The following is a 14,392-nucleotide window of genomic DNA, read 5'->3' on the forward strand; positions in this document are numbered from 1 at the left end:
CCGCTAATTGGATTACCTAATATAGCGGGGGTATAACGGCAGTCAAGATAAACAAGGTCAGGCTTGCTGTTGGTTAACCTGAGTTAACCCTCCGGGCGTCGCCAAGCTCCTGACCGTTGAGCGAGGATCAACAAGACATAAATGGCTAGTAAATAACCAGTCGCTATAAGGGGAATCATCAGGGGCATATCGCGGTAAACCATAATGCACTTAGGAGTAAAGCGGAGGAACGTAAAATTTGATACTAATAACTTTTTGTCAGCAGGCACGAGCAAACCAGTCGCTCTGACGGCTGTCATAGGAACAGAAAGCTTGGAGAAACTACCGCCTCCAAATATACGCACTGGTGTAATAAAATTTCATACCAGAGCTTGTTCATCGCTCATTGTTAATTGCAATGAACCATGAACTTTAGAAGTGAAAAATGTCAACTCTGGCCGCGCAAAATATAGCAACTCTCGGTTGCTTTGGATGGCAGCGTTAAGAGTCCGTATCTGACTGCGAATCTGTTTGCGAACACTGTCTTTCCTTGTCAAGCAAGGTTTTCGCTTACAGGCGCTGTCGTTATACTCTTTTTTTGGCATTTTTCGCCCATATAGCTTGAGGCTATGGTGGAAGAATCTTGCCGCGTTTTGTTGAATTTTTGGAAATCCTTATTATATAGACTATCACAAGGTTCCTGGCTTTTAGAGCATATTTGGAAAAATGCTTAAAAATTCTACACAATTTTCAAAGACCTTGTTCATCAGCGATCGAGTAGATCGGGGGAGTTGCTCATGCACCTGCTTGATATACCTACTGCCCCAGCCAGCCGATCTTCGTGGATCGGAAACTGGCCAATTGTACCTAGCCTTATTTCATCTGCGAGAGGCTTCGCTTAAAATGAGGACAGAATATGTTAAATTTCTTGACAATCCACCGCTAAAAATTATCACGCCTAAACCGGCAGATCCATGACCTCAACTACCTCACTCTTTTCGCCTGTTGAAACAGACCTGCGTTTGCTGTCGGAGAACTTGAAACAGCTAGTTGGTAAGCGTCACCCTATCCTGTCTGCCGCAGCAGAACACCTGTTTGGAGCAGGGGGAAAGCGGCTGAGACCTGCAATTGTCCTCCTGATTTCGCGGGCGACAATGCTAGATGGGGAGATAACTCCCCGTCATCGGCGGTTGGCGGAGATTACGGAAATGATACATACTGCTAGCCTGGTGCATGATGATGTGGTGGACGAATCAGAGGTGCGGCGTGGGGTGCCCACGGTGCATAGCTTGTTTGGCAACCGCATCGCCGTGTTAGCAGGGGATTTTCTGTTTGCTCAATCTTCTTGGTACTTAGCCAACCTGGATAACTTGGAAGTGGTCAAACTCCTATCCGAGGTAATTATGGATTTGGCAGCAGGGGAGATTCAGCAAGGGCTGAATCGCTTCGAGACGAGTTTATCGATCGAGGCTTATCTGCAAAAAAGTTACTCCAAAACCGCTTCGCTGATGGCCAACAGTGCTAAGGCGGCTGGTTGCTTAAGTGGGGTTTCTGCTGAAATGGCGGAAAATTTATATCGCTATGGGCGTCATATCGGTCTGGCGTTCCAAGTTGTGGATGATATTTTGGACTTTACTGGTTCTACGGAAGTTTTGGGCAAACCGGCTGGTTCGGATCTCAAAAGTGGCAATCTGACTGCGCCAGCGATATTTGCCCTAGAAGAAAAACGCTACTTGGAGGTGCTGATCGAGCGGGAGTTCTCTAAAGCTGGGGATTTGGAGCAAGCGATCGCATTAATCGATGAAGGCATGGGCATTGAGCGTGCCCGTGAATTGGCTACGCGAGAAGCGAGAAGCGCCGTTGAATATCTTGCCGATCTACCGCCCTCAGAGTCCCGCCAAGCCTTGATCGACATGGCTGACTACGTTTTGAGTCGGCTGTATTAGAATTTTAGATTTTAGATTTCAGATTTACTATAAATCCAAAATCTAAAATTGATTCAGGCTATATCGGGAGGCAGATGGATCTTAGTATTTCGGGGTGCTTTGTAATTTTGCTGCAATCGGGCCTCGATTAAATTTTGTAAATCTTCCCGACGCAATTCTGTACCCGATGAAAGATTGCCTGGTGTGTCAAAAAAAACAGTACTATAAACCCCGTTCATAGCCAGCATTTGAAACAAAATATGGGTGACAGGAATGGGCAGGGCTAGCACCTGCGGATCTTTAAGGGAATTTGGATCGGCTGTGACATCTTGGAGAGTTGAAAAAGCGTAAATAACTTGCTTTTGGTCGCCGGGGTTAGCGCGATTGCTTAAAGTAGTCAAGACCCAATCCCGCTCCAAGGTTTGCAGAATATAGTACTGGGAATGGCGCAATTGCTGAGCCAGGAGCTTGAGATCTGGGCCGATCGCTTGGATCGCCTGGGTCGTATGCCCATCTTGAGGTGCATTGTCAATTAAAGCCTGTATTTGTCGATCTAAATTCATAGGTCAAGTTCACTAGCTCCGATCGTCTACTTTTGAGTCTAGCCACTCAACCGATCGATCGCAGTTGGGTGTGCTAGCGTCGTCGCAGAGAGATAGCATTGAGAAAAAAATGCGGGCAATCTGGGGGATAACCCAGATCTGGTTTGATTCGATCGCCTGCTTGGGGAAAGACTAAATTCTGGTTACCGATCGGGAAACCGAATGCAATCTATTTAGAAATGGGTGGTCTAAGGCTTCGCCGTTAAATTAAGTACGGGCTAAATTTAACGAGCCCAATAACAACGAGCTTGGGAGAGATCTGCTAGCGTGGAGGCTATCTTTGAGCTGCTGTTCAACGAACTTAAGCAGTCTACCCGTGCTTCAGAGCTGAATTGTCGCGAAGTAGCAGCGCGTTTAGCAACAGAAGTAACTCGAATCTGTAATGAAAGTACGCGCATCCAAGCGCTGGGCGCTGTCGAAACTTGGGCGACAAAACTCGCCCATCATCGTTTACAGCAGTGCCTCAATTATTACAAACTGGGGTCAAAAGCTGGACGGGTAGAATTACACAGTACGCTGAGTGCAATTGTCTATCGTTACATTACACCACGTGGAGCGTCATCGATCTATCAAAATCGGTTGACCTTGATTGAAGATTTCCTACAGGGATTTTATGTAGAAGCTTTGAGTGCCTTTCGCCGAGAAGGAGCCATGTCCCAGCTAGCACCTACAAGTTCAACTTATCGTCCCCACACCCTTTTGGAATTGGCGGAATATCTGGCTTTTACAGAGCGTTACGCCAAGCGACGCATTCGCTTTTCCAACAACCGGAGCCAGCAGCTGATCGTTTTGCGGGCACAAGCGTTTGTGCAAAAGCAACCGCCGGAAACATCTGTGGATATGGAACAAGCTGCTGAAGGGGGGGCGTCAGAATCAGAGGCTGGCTGGGATGAGGCGCTGGTGCAGCAGGTACGCCAGGTGATGGGGACTCAAGAAGAAGCGCCCAACCAGGAAGATTCGCTGCGCCAGTCAGTGATCAACGAGTTGATGGTTTACTTACAAGAGCGCCAGCAGGAGGACTGCGCCAACTACTTCTCCTTACGCCTGCAAGACCTTACCGCCCAAGAAATAGAAGCGATAATGGGTTTGACTCCGCGCCAGCGGGATTATTTGCAACAGCGTTTTAAATATCATTTAGTTCGATTTGCTCTATTGCATCGGTGGGAACTGGTGCATGAGTGGTTAGAAGCAGACCTAGAAAGGAATCTGGGCTTGACGCCGGAGGAATGGCAAGCTTTTGTGGCGAGTTTGGAGCCGCAGCAGCTGAGCTTACTGGAGTCGAAACAAAGAAAACTGTCCGATCGAGAAATCGCACAAAATTTAGGTTGGACAATTACCCAAATCCAGAAGCAGTGGTTTAAGCTTCTAGAAAAAGCCTGGGATCTTCGCAATTAATTCGTGTCCGGATCGGGTGCATGGACTGATGAACAGAGACATAGAAGCCTTCCCTGAACGATTCTTCGCCTGGTTACTGCAAACAGATCTGGTTTTACCAGATCTGGACTGCTGCTCAGATCCTTCGATCGGGAGGGAGAGTTCTAATTCAGAAACTCATAATGAGGATTTTCTTAACTCAGAGCTAGGCGATTGTGATATAGAAGATTGGGAATTAGATGATTTCGATCTACTGGAGTCAGAAGTATTGAACGCTACACTCAACCGCACCTCTACTTCGGAGGTTTTGCGTCAAACCCCGCAGAAACCAAGCGACATTCCTGCCGTGCAAGACCGTTTCCAGGCGATCCTTAAGCGTCGGCTAAAGACGGAGATCCAAAAGAACCCACCATTATTTCCGTGGGAAACAGAGATTTCTGACTACGAACCCGACGTTCCTACTAGGGTAGAGCCAGAGTCGATACCGGAAAGGCATTTGTGGACGACTGAGCTACAAAAGTTTAAGCTGCCAGTATCCATCTCGCCAGAGATTTCTGCCCAACTGGTAGACCGATGTCAAGCGGTGGTGCAATCTTCACGAACCGAAACGACCAAATTAGTGCGTGCGGTGGAGCCTTTATTTCCGGGTCATTCCCAGATGCTGAACAAGTTTGCTGACAAGGTGTTAATGCCAACTGCTGGTAAAAGTGCGGATACGGTGGACTGTTTCCAAGAAACGCCCAAGTTTCCGCGCAGTTACGAAGCGGCGACCTTGGCCGAACAAATGGTATTGTTGTTGCTGGCGGGGAGGCAGATTATTCGCTCTCTGACGCTGGCTGTTTCACCAACTCAGCTGGCGGTGGAACGAGAGTGGCTCACTACTGCTGGTTTGCTGACGCTTGAGGTGGAATATCAACTCCAGAAGCCGTCAATTACATCTGTACGGATTTTAGGCCGATTTCCTTGCGGTGGTAGTTTGAAGTTTCGCGGGGGTCAGGCTCTAGCCTCCACTCAGCGTCCCGATCCGGGTTGCTTGAGTGTTGAATTGTTTGACTTGGAACCCGATCGCAGTTACCCTTTAGAGGTCAAGTTTCAGCAACTGGGTCAGAAACCGTTAATTTTTGCTGTATTGGTTAGCGGTCAGTAATTATTAGTCATTGGTCATTGGTCATTAGTCATTACATTAATAGATAGTGGATAGTGGGAAACGAGCAGTAACCACTGACAACTTACAAATAACTATTGATAATTGACAAATGACTTTTGACAAACTGCGAAATACGCCGCTTTTAGCCAAGTTTCGGGAGCGGTTGGAGAGGATGCCGGTGCCAGAAGTGGAAGATTCGCTCTGGCTGCGAGTGCTGGTGCAGGCTTTGGTGGTGGTGGGAATTATTGCTACTGATGTGGCGGCTGAAACGCAGATAAGCTTTTGGGCTGTGCCGCTGAGTATTGTGGGTGCGGCGTGGAGTTGGTATAGCCGCCGCAAGCCTAATATCCCGGTGAAGTTTTGTATTGCGATCGGAATGCTGGGCGCGTTGGCGTATTTCCTCTCGAATCTGAGGGATTCTCTCAATGATACGCGGTTGATCTTAGCTGAATTATTAATTCAACTGCAAGTTTTGCACAGCTTTGACTTGCCTCGCCGCAAGGATTTGGGCTATTCGATGGTAATTGGGCTGATTCTGTTGGGGGTGGCGGCTACCCTGAGTCAGACGATGGCTTTTGCACCGCTGCTGTTGTTGTTTTTAGCGATCGCTTTGCCGGTTTTGGTGCTGGACTACCGATCGCGCCTGGGACTCTTAGAAACGGTTAGAAGACGTTCCCCAACCGAAATGGGAGAAGGGGGGAAAAAGCCAAAATTAATTTTGCCTTTTCCTTTACGACGCTTGAGTTTTTTGTTGCTGGTAGTTGTGGGGCTGGGGCTGACTATTTTTGCGTTTTTGCCCAGAGTACCGGGTTATCAACTGCGGACGTTCCCAGTCAGTTCTCCGATCCAGTTTACAGATAATCTAGACCCCAGTAACGTTAATAATCCGGGTTATAGAGGCAGGAAGGGTAAGGAAGGTAGCGGTACAGGTAGGGGACAAAACAAGGAAGAAGGGGCAGGCGAACTGGATGATACTTTTTATTATGGTTTTAATGAGAAGATTAACCAGAATCTGCGGGGCTTTCTGAAGCCGAAAGTGGTGCTGAGGGTGCGATCGCAAGCAGAGGGATTTTGGCGAGTGCTGGCGTTCGATCGCTACACTGGTCAAGGTTGGGAGATTTCTCGCAATAAACAAGCTTTTAGTATCGATCGCCCCAGCTGGTCTTATAAATTTATCCTACCTCCAGCCTTTACCGCCAATCGGATCCAGGAGGTAGTTCAGACTTACACGGTGGTGTCTGAGTTACCCAACTTAATTCCAGCAATGGCAAATGCTAAGGATCTTTACTTTCCAGCGCAGCAGGTGGCGGTGGATACAGAGGGTAGTATCAGAGGGCCGGGATTAATTGAAGGGCTGACTTACACGGTGATTTCGGACGTACCTTATCGCGATCGCACGCTTCTAAGTAAAGCTTCCACCAAATATTCCAAGAATATCCAGAAATACTATCTGCAAGTTCCTGCTGGTATTAAGGAGAAAGTGCGACAACGCACTGAAGAAATCTTAACCAATGCCCAGAAGGTAGCCAAGACAAATAAACCGATCGTCTCTGCTTACGAGAAAGCACTCTACATAGCTCAGTACTTGAAACAGAATCCTAATTACAAGCTGGAAAAAGTGCCGCCCTTTTTAAAGGATAAGGAAGATTTGGTGTCAGCTTTCCTGTTTGGCTATCAAAACAGTCCTCCGAATCAGAAGATTACAGGCGGCTACGCCGATCATTTCGCTACTGTCTACACGATCATGCTGCGATCGATCGGCATTCCAGCCAGGGTAGTCGGTGGTTTTGCACCGGGGGAATTCAATCCTTTTACTGGTTTGTATGTTGTTAAAAACACCGATGCGTATTTGATGACAGAGGTATTTTTTCCAAAATACGGTTGGTTTGCTTTCGATCCAATTCCCGGACATCCATTGATACCACCATCTATTGAAGAAAACCAAAGTTTTACGGCAATTGAAAAGTTATGGAAGTGGATTGCGGGTTGGTTGCCTTCACCAGTAAATAATTTTCTGAATAACTTATTCGGTGGAATTATTGGGTGGATATTTGGTGCGATCGTTTGGTTTTTTGCTTTGTTTAATCAAGGATGGACGGGTTTATTTACTGGTTTGATTGTAGCAATTTGCCTGACTTTCTTGGGTTGGCTGGGTTGGAATGGTTGGCAATATTGGCGCTATCATCGCTGGCTGAAAAGGTTGCATCCGATGGAAGGTATTTATCAGCAAATGCTGAGATGGCTTGGGGAACATGGTTTGCGGAAACATCCAGCTTATACGCCGTTTGAGTATGCAAGTGCGTCGCGTCAGCAATATGCTGATGAACGTGGGGAAGCGATTGAAGAAATTTCCCAAGCTTATGTCAGGTGGCGTTATGGGGGTGAGTCTCCTAATTTGAGTTATTTGCGGCGACGATTGGAAGTTTTGAGAAAGTCGCAGTTGAGGAAGATGGGAAGGAGGAGAACTGGTTGAGGGGAGATCCCCCCAAACCCCCCTTAAAAAGGGGGGCTTTTTTTTGGAGGAGGATGCGATCGGGCCTACATCGCACGCTCTACTATGAATTTGTGGTTGTGTCTCGTTTCAGTCCCCTTGCGGGGATGGTTTTAATTACTGATTCGACTAATCAGCCTTGGTTCATCAAACTGCGTGCTTCAATCCCCTTGCGGGGAATTGCTAGGAAATGCCCAGCCAATAAAAACACGCTGCAAGCTTTTTGACTGAATACTCTGTTGAGATCAATGTACTCTGGCTTTTTTCAGAAGTCAAGTAAGCAGAGGTATACAACAGCCCTGCAACTTTTGGTGTTGTATATTAAAATACCCTTCTCATTTAAAAAATCGGGATATAATTATAAGTTAGACCTATAGTGGTATTTACCATGAAACCATATCCAGACGAGTTGCCCAGAGCAAGCACCTATTCTCCTAATCAGCCTTGGTCACAAACAGCTTTCTTTAACGCCAACATCAAAACTCAATCTCCTGTTAGCCTCAACCCTAACCTGACACTAAATTCAGGATTGACACACAACTACTACGGGATACCCCCAGCACTTACAAAGCCTCCCGTTGACTCGCAGATATTGAACAGTCAAAGCATTCAGACACCTAGCAAACCAGATAAAGAGCATCTAGAGGCGAACAGTAAGCCCCATGTGTCGCAACATTTACCAGTAATCCTACAGTTTTTGGCACAACAATTCACAAGTCCACTCCCAATAGTTTTCGGGGGAGTTGTCAGCTTGGTAGTTATAGCAATGCTTTTGGGCCCAATGTCAGGCGGTATAAGGGTTAAACTCGACTTGGAAGTTTCTCCCAGCGCTAACCAGATAGAAAAAGCTACTGGAGCTAAGTAGCATAACTAACCAACTATCCCCGATGACATCGCGGCGGTTTGTCGCCGTGGAGTCATTAGGGGGTTTCTCCAGTATTGCTATCAGGATTCTTGTGATTCAGGTGCCAAATTCATTCGGGCGATCGCGCCAAACCAACAAATCGCGGTATGGAAGACCCTGCTTCCACCCATAGGCGATAATTGCACAGAACTAACAAAGAATAATGCGATCGCCCAATACCCTCAACTGATTTATTTATTGATGTCCTATGACTCACCCTGATGTTGCGCTCAATGCTGCAAAGCAAGTTGCCCAAGAAGCCGTCAAGGTACTTCTTGATTGGGCAGATCCGGAGTTAGCTAAGAATTGTCCCTCCTCAACTGAGGAAGATGCTGTTACAAAAGCAAAGAATATTTTATCTTGGCCTAGCGATCGCAACCTGAAACCATTGAGGTTGTTGTTTGACGGAGTAAAGCTCGATAAAGGTCAAGACAGAAAGTATTATTGGCCTGCACGAGCGATCGCAGATAGTGACCCCAACATTCCTTATCCTCAAATTGAGCCACCGACACCAGCAGAACTAGAATGCCTGAAATTGCAAATTAAAGATGAAATTGGTCAGCTTCAACTAAAGCAGGAAGACTGGCAAAACCTGTCGCTGTTAACGCTAATTTTCGAGAAATTTGGCTCCTATATCAGCTTTGGCGAATCCGATGTCGCTTTGGTCGATATAGCGCGGAGTACGGGAGCGATCGCCGCAGCGTTAGCCAAAAATCCCGCAGCAACGCCTCTGAGTTTGGTAGCAGGCGATCTGTCAGGCATTCAAAAATTCATCTACACCATTTCTTCTGATGGCGCACTCAAATCCCTCCGCGCTAGAAGTTTTTATTTAGAATTAGTCACTGAAGAAGTTGTCCAACAACTCCTAGCAAGTTTAGAGTTACCCCGCACTAATGTAATTTATGCCGGAGGTGGCAACTTATATTTATTGGCATCTGCTACAGACAAGACAAAGGACTCTGTAGAAAAGGTGCGCGAACAACTGAATCAATGGCTTTTGAAACAATTTCAAGGCAAAGTATTTCTGGCTCTCGACTGCTTAGATTTTCCAGTTCAAGATGTTAGCGATCGGCAATTTGCTGTTCACTGGACAAAGGTCACTAAGAACTTGGCTGGACAAAAATCGCGTAAATTTGCCGACCAAATTTCTGAATTTATAAAACCGCATCACAGTCATACACCCTGCAAGGTTTGTCATCGGGATGACGTGAAAGAGGAAGACTTGCAACCTCTGAATGAAGATAATTCTGTTTTAGCTTGCGAAACTTGTTGCAGTATGTTTGATTTGGGCGGTAAATTGTTTGGAGTTAAGGCAATAGTGCGAACGTCTGAAAAAGATATAGCAGGCGAACCGCCTAGAATCTCTTTTGAACTTCCTGCTACTGCTAAACTTCCTGCTGCCAATATTTACTATCATCTATTTGAGGACTGGAAACAAATCGTCAAAGGTACTAATACAGTATTGTTAGTAAATGACTGGACTGTAGAAAGATATCGATTTCGTAATTTTCGCAATCCCGTACCTCTGCTGTTAGGAAACTATGGTAAGCGTAGCGAAGTAGAATCAGGTTTTATCCGAGCGGGTGAGATGGCAGAAATTGCCAAAGGAATCAATCGAGTTGGCTATCTCCGAATGGATGTAGACAGACTCGGACAGATTTTTGCTAAAGGATTAAACGAACATAAACATCAAATCTTACCAAAGCTAGCTGGACTTTCTAGGCAAATGAGTTACTTTTTTAAGGTCTATCTAAACAGTTTAGCAGCAGATAGAACGAGAAATTTACCCGATAATATTAAACAGCTAACAGACAATGACCGTCTCAATCTGCTGTTTATATACGCCGGAGGGGATGATTTATTTGTTAGTGGTGCTTGGGATGAAGTCGTGGAATTTGCCTTTGATGTTTATCAGTCTTTTCGTGCTTATACGGGGAGACACCCAGATATTACTATATCCGCAGGAATTAGTATTGATGATGTTAAATTTCCTCTATATCAAGCTGCAAAAGCATCGGGTGAAGCTGAAGATGCGGCTAAAGGAAATGGTAAAGATAGCTTAGGTTTATTTGGTCAGGTTTTCAAGTGGGATGAGTGGCTGGGGAATGACAAAAAGATAAAAGTTGCAGATATAGAAGTAATTAACTCTGAAACCAAAGCCTATCTCGGAACAGAAGAGTTGAGTTTATTTGGGGTTTTGCCTTTCGTGAAGATATTAGAACTAGAATTAAATTATTCTCGCAGTTTTATCCGTAACCTTTTACTGACGGCTCAACTGCAAGAGCAGATGATTAAGGAAGTAGAAGAAAATCGAAAACATCAACAGTATGAAGGGCAAATTAAAGATATGCGATATTATTTGCATTTACCAAAAATAGCTTATACTTTAGCAAGATTACCGAATAATGTGAGAGATTCTGCTTGCTTTCAAACCGTTAGGACTTCCTTCCTGAGTCCGTATAACGCGCCTTATTTTCGAGCGATCGCAACTTGGATCGAATTACTAAACCGTTCAAAACAGGATAAATAGCCATGACAAGCTCAGGCTAAAGGATTGCAAACAGAAAGTCCGCGAATTCTAGAACATTTATTTGGTCAGCAACAGCAAGGAGAATAAGGTATATTGGTTAATAATGGATGAGGCGATCGCAACTTGAATCGAATTACTAAACCGTAAACAGGAGAGACAGCGATGACAAACGCATCAAACGGTGACAGAATAGATCGGATAGAGACAGTGATGGAGCAGCTTACAGGGCGTGTAGATACTCTAGTCATTCTCATGGCTGACTTCCGTGAAAGCCAACTCCAAAGTCAGCAAGAACATTTACAATTGCTGCGGGTTATTGCTCAACAGCAAGGAGAAATTGTGGAGATAAAAAGAGATATTAAAGGATTGCAAACAGAAAATCACCGCCTTTTGGAATATTTATTCGGTCAGCAAGGAAAAGGCTCGTCATAGGCATTAACGTATGGTACTTGCTGGCGATCGCAACTTGGATTGAACTACTCAACCGATCGTAAAATATAGGAATCAGGACACGCATGAATAAGGTAATTGTCAACCAATATATACCAGACTATGTTTCGCCCCCAGGTGAGACACTTTTAGAAACTATTGAAGAACTTGGGATATCACAAGATGATTTGGCAAAACGAATCAATATCACCAAAAAGGAAGTTGATGAAATTATTGCTGGAAAAGCGGCAATTAGGACCGAATTGGCGCTGCAACTAGATCAAGTTTTAGGTATCCCAGCAAGTTTTTGGAATAATCGCGAACGAAATTACCGGGATGCTTTAGCTCGGCGATTATTACCACAGAGTTTAAATTTTTCAGAAACTGAATTAACCTCAAAATCTATGACTCAACAACCTATAAAACCAAAGCAAATTGTCAAGCCTGGTCAGCAAGAAAAAACCACCGATACAGCTAACTCTGTTGTTCGGGAGAAGAGCCAGACTGCTACTGCACAAGCAAAGGATATCGTTAAGGAAATTAAAGACACTATCGATAAGCTAAGCTCTCTCAAAGACTATCCGATCCGCGACTTGGTTAAACACGCTGAGGAATTTGGCCCATACCTAAAAAATCAAAGGTTGGAAACTAACCAAATTCGCAAGTTTTTGGATGCTGTCAATCAGCTAAAAGCGAGGCTAGCTCAAGATGAAGATGAAACTATTAAGCAGGGTAAAACCGAGGAGGAAAAAGCCAAATTAAGATTTGGTAAAATTGAGTCTGATGTAGTTTTACTAAAACCTAAACTCGCCTATGCAGCCGCCAGACAAAAAGCTGCCAAACCTTTAAGTGATGTTATGTCAGCAGCGCTCGACAAAGTATATAGCTCAGAAGATTTCGATCGTCTGGTTCAACTGATTGAATCAATCATTGCCTATCACAAAGCCGAAGGTGGAAAATAACTATGCCTGCATCATTAACCCAAAAACATTTACTTGGTAAATTTCGCCTCACCAGTACGCTAAATGTTGAAACTGGTTTGCACATTGGCGGCGGTGGGGAAAACCTGGATATTGGAGGATTAGATAAGCCTATAATTCGCGATCCGTTGACACAATATCCTTATTTGCCGGGATCGTCAATTAAAGGTAAACTTCGTTCGATTCTAGAGCGATTGTTAAATAAACCCCTAAATCGAGGGGGAGGAAGCGGTACTTATCGCTATGAAAGCGATGATTTAGCAGATGGTTATACAGAAATTGACGGACTGGATATACCTTATGAAGGCGCTCGTACTTGTCAAATTAGCCGGATATTTGGTTCTACTGGTGGCTCGAAATTTTGGCTTAAAACTGCTGTGGCGGCGGAAGAATTAGATGAAAAAGATAATCCAAAGAAAATTATAAAAGGGGAGGAATACATCCAGATTAAACGAGGACGTAATGCTCCCGCTCGTTTGATTGTCCGAGACTGTCATTTATTCAAAGATTCGGCGGAACAACTGAAGAGAGTTGATACTGGGTTATATATGACTGAGTGGAAGTTTGAAAATGGGATCGATCGCGTGACAGCAGCAGCAAATCCCAGACAGGTAGAGCGCGTACCAGCAGGGTCAAAATTCCAGTTTGAATTAATTTACACGGTTGAAGATGCAAATCAAGCTGTGGAGGATTTGCAGAATATTGCGATCGCACTCGCCATCCTCGAAGATGACGCGCTTGGCGGACACGGTTCTCGCGGTTACGGGAAAATTAAATTCGATAAATTGGAATTGTTCTACCGCAATTTGACGCAATACCAACAAGTTACCAGCACTACTATAAAAGCAGCGAGTCTCCAATCAATTCAAAGCTTCGCTGATACTGCCGCACTTCTGGATAATTTCGGAAGTTTGAGCAATGAAATTCAGCAGAATTTACTGTCAGGAAAGGGAAGTACAGATGAGTGAATGGAGATTAATAAAGCTCAAGTTTGGGCGCACTCAGGCTCATTTTGGAGAGGTGGGAATTGGGATAGAGGAAACGGGAGAACGGGTGCGATCGGATACTTTATTTAGTGCTTGGATTAGTGCCTATGCTCGCTTGTTTGAAAAAGATGCTGTTGAGGAATTATTGCAGCAATTCCTCGACTCGTCTACTCCACCCGTGAGGATAAGTTCTACCTTTATCTATCGGGAAGAAGGCGATCGCACTATTTACTATCTTCCCCGTCCTCTTCAATTTCCTATCAACTATCCCAAAGACAACGATTTGGAGTTTTTCAAGACATACAAAAAACTTAACTACTTGCCTTTGGAAGTATGGCAGCGTTGGTATCAGGGAGTGGGATTTTTAGGGACCGATCGCGAAGAGTTAATTGCCGAAACCAAAGGTAAATCTAATGGGCATTTATGTCAAGCGGGAACCTTTGACTACAAAAAGGCTTTTAAAATTGGTCAAGAGCCGAAAATTGCAGTCGATCGCATCACTCGCGCTACTAACCTTTATCATACGGGTTTTGTACAATTCTTGTGGGAACAAAACAGTGATGATATCAATAGTTTGTCGGGTTTATACTTTCTGCTGCACTTTTCGGAAAGCGATCGACATTTAGAAGATAACCTCCATGCAGCGCTGCATTTTCTGGGTGAGGAAGGAATAGGAGGAGAACGCAGTAGCGGTGCGGGACTCTTTACAATTGAGTGGTTTCAGTTAGATAAAGATGAATCCTGGAAAAATGCGATCGCTTTTATCGGAGGAAATCATCACTGTCTAATTAGTTTATTTTGGGAATTGCCGTTACCGGATGGATTACTAAATGATGCCAGCTATGAAATTCTAGAACGTGGAGGTTGGATTGCTGGTTATCAACTGCGCCGCAAAATGGTGCGAATGTTTGCTGAAGGTTCGGTTTTTCCCTTGCCTCCATCAGGAAAACTCGCTGATGTTACTCCCGGAGAATACAAACTACATCCCATCTATCGAAGTGGTATTAGCTTAAGTCTGCCTATTAAAGTAAACGAGCAATAAAAT

13 protein-coding genes are annotated in these 14,392 nt (G+C 44.8%); 11 read left to right on the plus strand and 2 right to left on the minus strand.

The annotated features are described in order from the left end of the window. Nucleotides 1-83: 83 nt before the first annotated feature. Nucleotides 84-299, minus strand: a complete 216-nt coding sequence (locus LAY41_RS16310; RefSeq protein WP_249099903.1) for a hypothetical protein — start codon at nucleotides 297-299, stop codon at nucleotides 84-86. A gap of 654 nt (nucleotides 300-953) precedes the next feature. On the opposite strand from LAY41_RS16310, the gene sds reads away from it, so the two are divergent. Continuing rightward, nucleotides 954-1,925, plus strand: a complete 972-nt coding sequence (sds, locus tag LAY41_RS16315) for a solanesyl diphosphate synthase (protein ID WP_249099906.1) — start codon at nucleotides 954-956, stop codon at nucleotides 1,923-1,925. Nucleotides 1,926-1,978: 53 nt separating this feature from the next. Here sds and LAY41_RS16320 read toward each other — a convergent pair whose 3' ends face one another. Next, nucleotides 1,979-2,467: a hypothetical protein gene (locus tag LAY41_RS16320; RefSeq protein WP_249099908.1), complete on the minus strand. Its 489-nt coding sequence runs from the start codon at nucleotides 2,465-2,467 to the stop codon at nucleotides 1,979-1,981. Nucleotides 2,468-2,773: 306 nt separating this feature from the next. Between LAY41_RS16320 and hetZ the strand changes: the two genes are divergently transcribed. The 10 genes from hetZ (at nucleotide 2,774) to csm4 (ending at nucleotide 14,389) form a co-directional block, all read left to right on the plus strand. Further along, nucleotides 2,774-3,901, plus strand: a complete 1,128-nt coding sequence (gene hetZ, locus LAY41_RS16325; protein ID WP_249099911.1) for a heterocyst differentiation protein HetZ — start codon at nucleotides 2,774-2,776, stop codon at nucleotides 3,899-3,901. A gap of 28 nt (nucleotides 3,902-3,929) precedes the next feature. After that, entirely contained in the window at nucleotides 3,930-5,027 is a 1,098-nt protein-coding gene (locus LAY41_RS16330) for a hypothetical protein (RefSeq protein WP_249099913.1), read from the plus strand. 109 nt (nucleotides 5,028-5,136) lie between these two features. Next, nucleotides 5,137-7,500, plus strand: coding sequence for a transglutaminaseTgpA domain-containing protein (locus LAY41_RS16335; protein WP_249099916.1), 2,364 nt, complete (start codon nucleotides 5,137-5,139; stop codon nucleotides 7,498-7,500). A 53-nt stretch (nucleotides 7,501-7,553) separates the two neighbouring features. After that, nucleotides 7,554-7,745, plus strand: a complete 192-nt coding sequence (locus LAY41_RS16340) for a hypothetical protein (RefSeq protein ID WP_249099919.1) — start codon at nucleotides 7,554-7,556, stop codon at nucleotides 7,743-7,745. Nucleotides 7,746-7,906: 161 nt separating this feature from the next. Continuing rightward, a complete protein-coding gene (locus LAY41_RS16345) occupies nucleotides 7,907-8,383 on the plus strand; it encodes a hypothetical protein (protein WP_249099921.1) in 477 nt (158 codons plus the stop codon). Nucleotides 8,384-8,630: 247 nt separating this feature from the next. Further along, entirely contained in the window at nucleotides 8,631-10,952 is a 2,322-nt protein-coding gene (gene cas10, locus LAY41_RS16350; RefSeq protein WP_249099924.1) for a type III-A CRISPR-associated protein Cas10/Csm1, read from the plus strand. Nucleotides 10,953-11,114: 162 nt separating this feature from the next. Beyond that, a complete protein-coding gene (locus LAY41_RS16355) occupies nucleotides 11,115-11,384 on the plus strand; it encodes a hypothetical protein (RefSeq protein WP_249099927.1) in 270 nt (89 codons plus the stop codon). An 83-nt stretch (nucleotides 11,385-11,467) separates the two neighbouring features. Next, nucleotides 11,468-12,343, plus strand: a complete 876-nt coding sequence (csm2, locus tag LAY41_RS16360) for a type III-A CRISPR-associated protein Csm2 (protein ID WP_249099930.1) — start codon at nucleotides 11,468-11,470, stop codon at nucleotides 12,341-12,343. A 2-nt stretch (nucleotides 12,344-12,345) separates the two neighbouring features. Further along, nucleotides 12,346-13,329 carry a type III-A CRISPR-associated RAMP protein Csm3 gene (gene csm3, locus LAY41_RS16365; protein WP_249099933.1) on the plus strand — a complete coding sequence of 328 codons (984 nt, stop codon included), beginning with the start codon at nucleotides 12,346-12,348 and terminating at the stop codon, nucleotides 13,327-13,329. Then, nucleotides 13,280-14,389: a type III-A CRISPR-associated RAMP protein Csm4 gene (gene csm4, locus LAY41_RS16370; RefSeq protein ID WP_249099935.1), complete on the plus strand. Its 1,110-nt coding sequence runs from the start codon at nucleotides 13,280-13,282 to the stop codon at nucleotides 14,387-14,389. Before csm3 ends, csm4 begins: the two co-directional genes overlap by 50 nt. Nucleotides 14,390-14,392: the final 3 nt, after the last annotated feature.

The sequence above is a fragment of the Argonema galeatum A003/A1 genome, assembly GCF_023333595.1.
Classification (GTDB): domain Bacteria; phylum Cyanobacteriota; class Cyanobacteriia; order Cyanobacteriales; family Aerosakkonemataceae; genus Argonema; species Argonema galeatum.

Excerpts from the sequence above, each read along its gene's own strand:
- LAY41_RS16310 (WP_249099903.1), bottom strand. The coding sequence starts at position 299 with ATGACAGCCGTCAGAGCGACTGGTTTGCTCGTGCCTGCTGACAAAAAG.
- sds (WP_249099906.1), top strand. The coding sequence starts at position 954 with ATGACCTCAACTACCTCACTCTTTTCGCCTGTTGAAACAGACCTGCGT.
- LAY41_RS16320 (WP_249099908.1), bottom strand. The coding sequence starts at position 2,467 with ATGAATTTAGATCGACAAATACAGGCTTTAATTGACAATGCACCTCAA.
- LAY41_RS16330 (WP_249099913.1), top strand. The coding sequence starts at position 3,930 with ATGAACAGAGACATAGAAGCCTTCCCTGAACGATTCTTCGCCTGGTTA.
- LAY41_RS16335 (WP_249099916.1), top strand. The coding sequence starts at position 5,137 with ATGACTTTTGACAAACTGCGAAATACGCCGCTTTTAGCCAAGTTTCGG.
- LAY41_RS16340 (WP_249099919.1), top strand. The coding sequence starts at position 7,554 with ATGCGATCGGGCCTACATCGCACGCTCTACTATGAATTTGTGGTTGTG.
- LAY41_RS16345 (WP_249099921.1), top strand. The coding sequence starts at position 7,907 with ATGAAACCATATCCAGACGAGTTGCCCAGAGCAAGCACCTATTCTCCT.
- cas10 (WP_249099924.1), top strand. The coding sequence starts at position 8,631 with ATGACTCACCCTGATGTTGCGCTCAATGCTGCAAAGCAAGTTGCCCAA.
- LAY41_RS16355 (WP_249099927.1), top strand. The coding sequence starts at position 11,115 with ATGACAAACGCATCAAACGGTGACAGAATAGATCGGATAGAGACAGTG.
- csm2 (WP_249099930.1), top strand. The coding sequence starts at position 11,468 with ATGAATAAGGTAATTGTCAACCAATATATACCAGACTATGTTTCGCCC.
- csm3 (WP_249099933.1), top strand. The coding sequence starts at position 12,346 with ATGCCTGCATCATTAACCCAAAAACATTTACTTGGTAAATTTCGCCTC.
- csm4 (WP_249099935.1), top strand. The coding sequence starts at position 13,280 with ATGAAATTCAGCAGAATTTACTGTCAGGAAAGGGAAGTACAGATGAGT.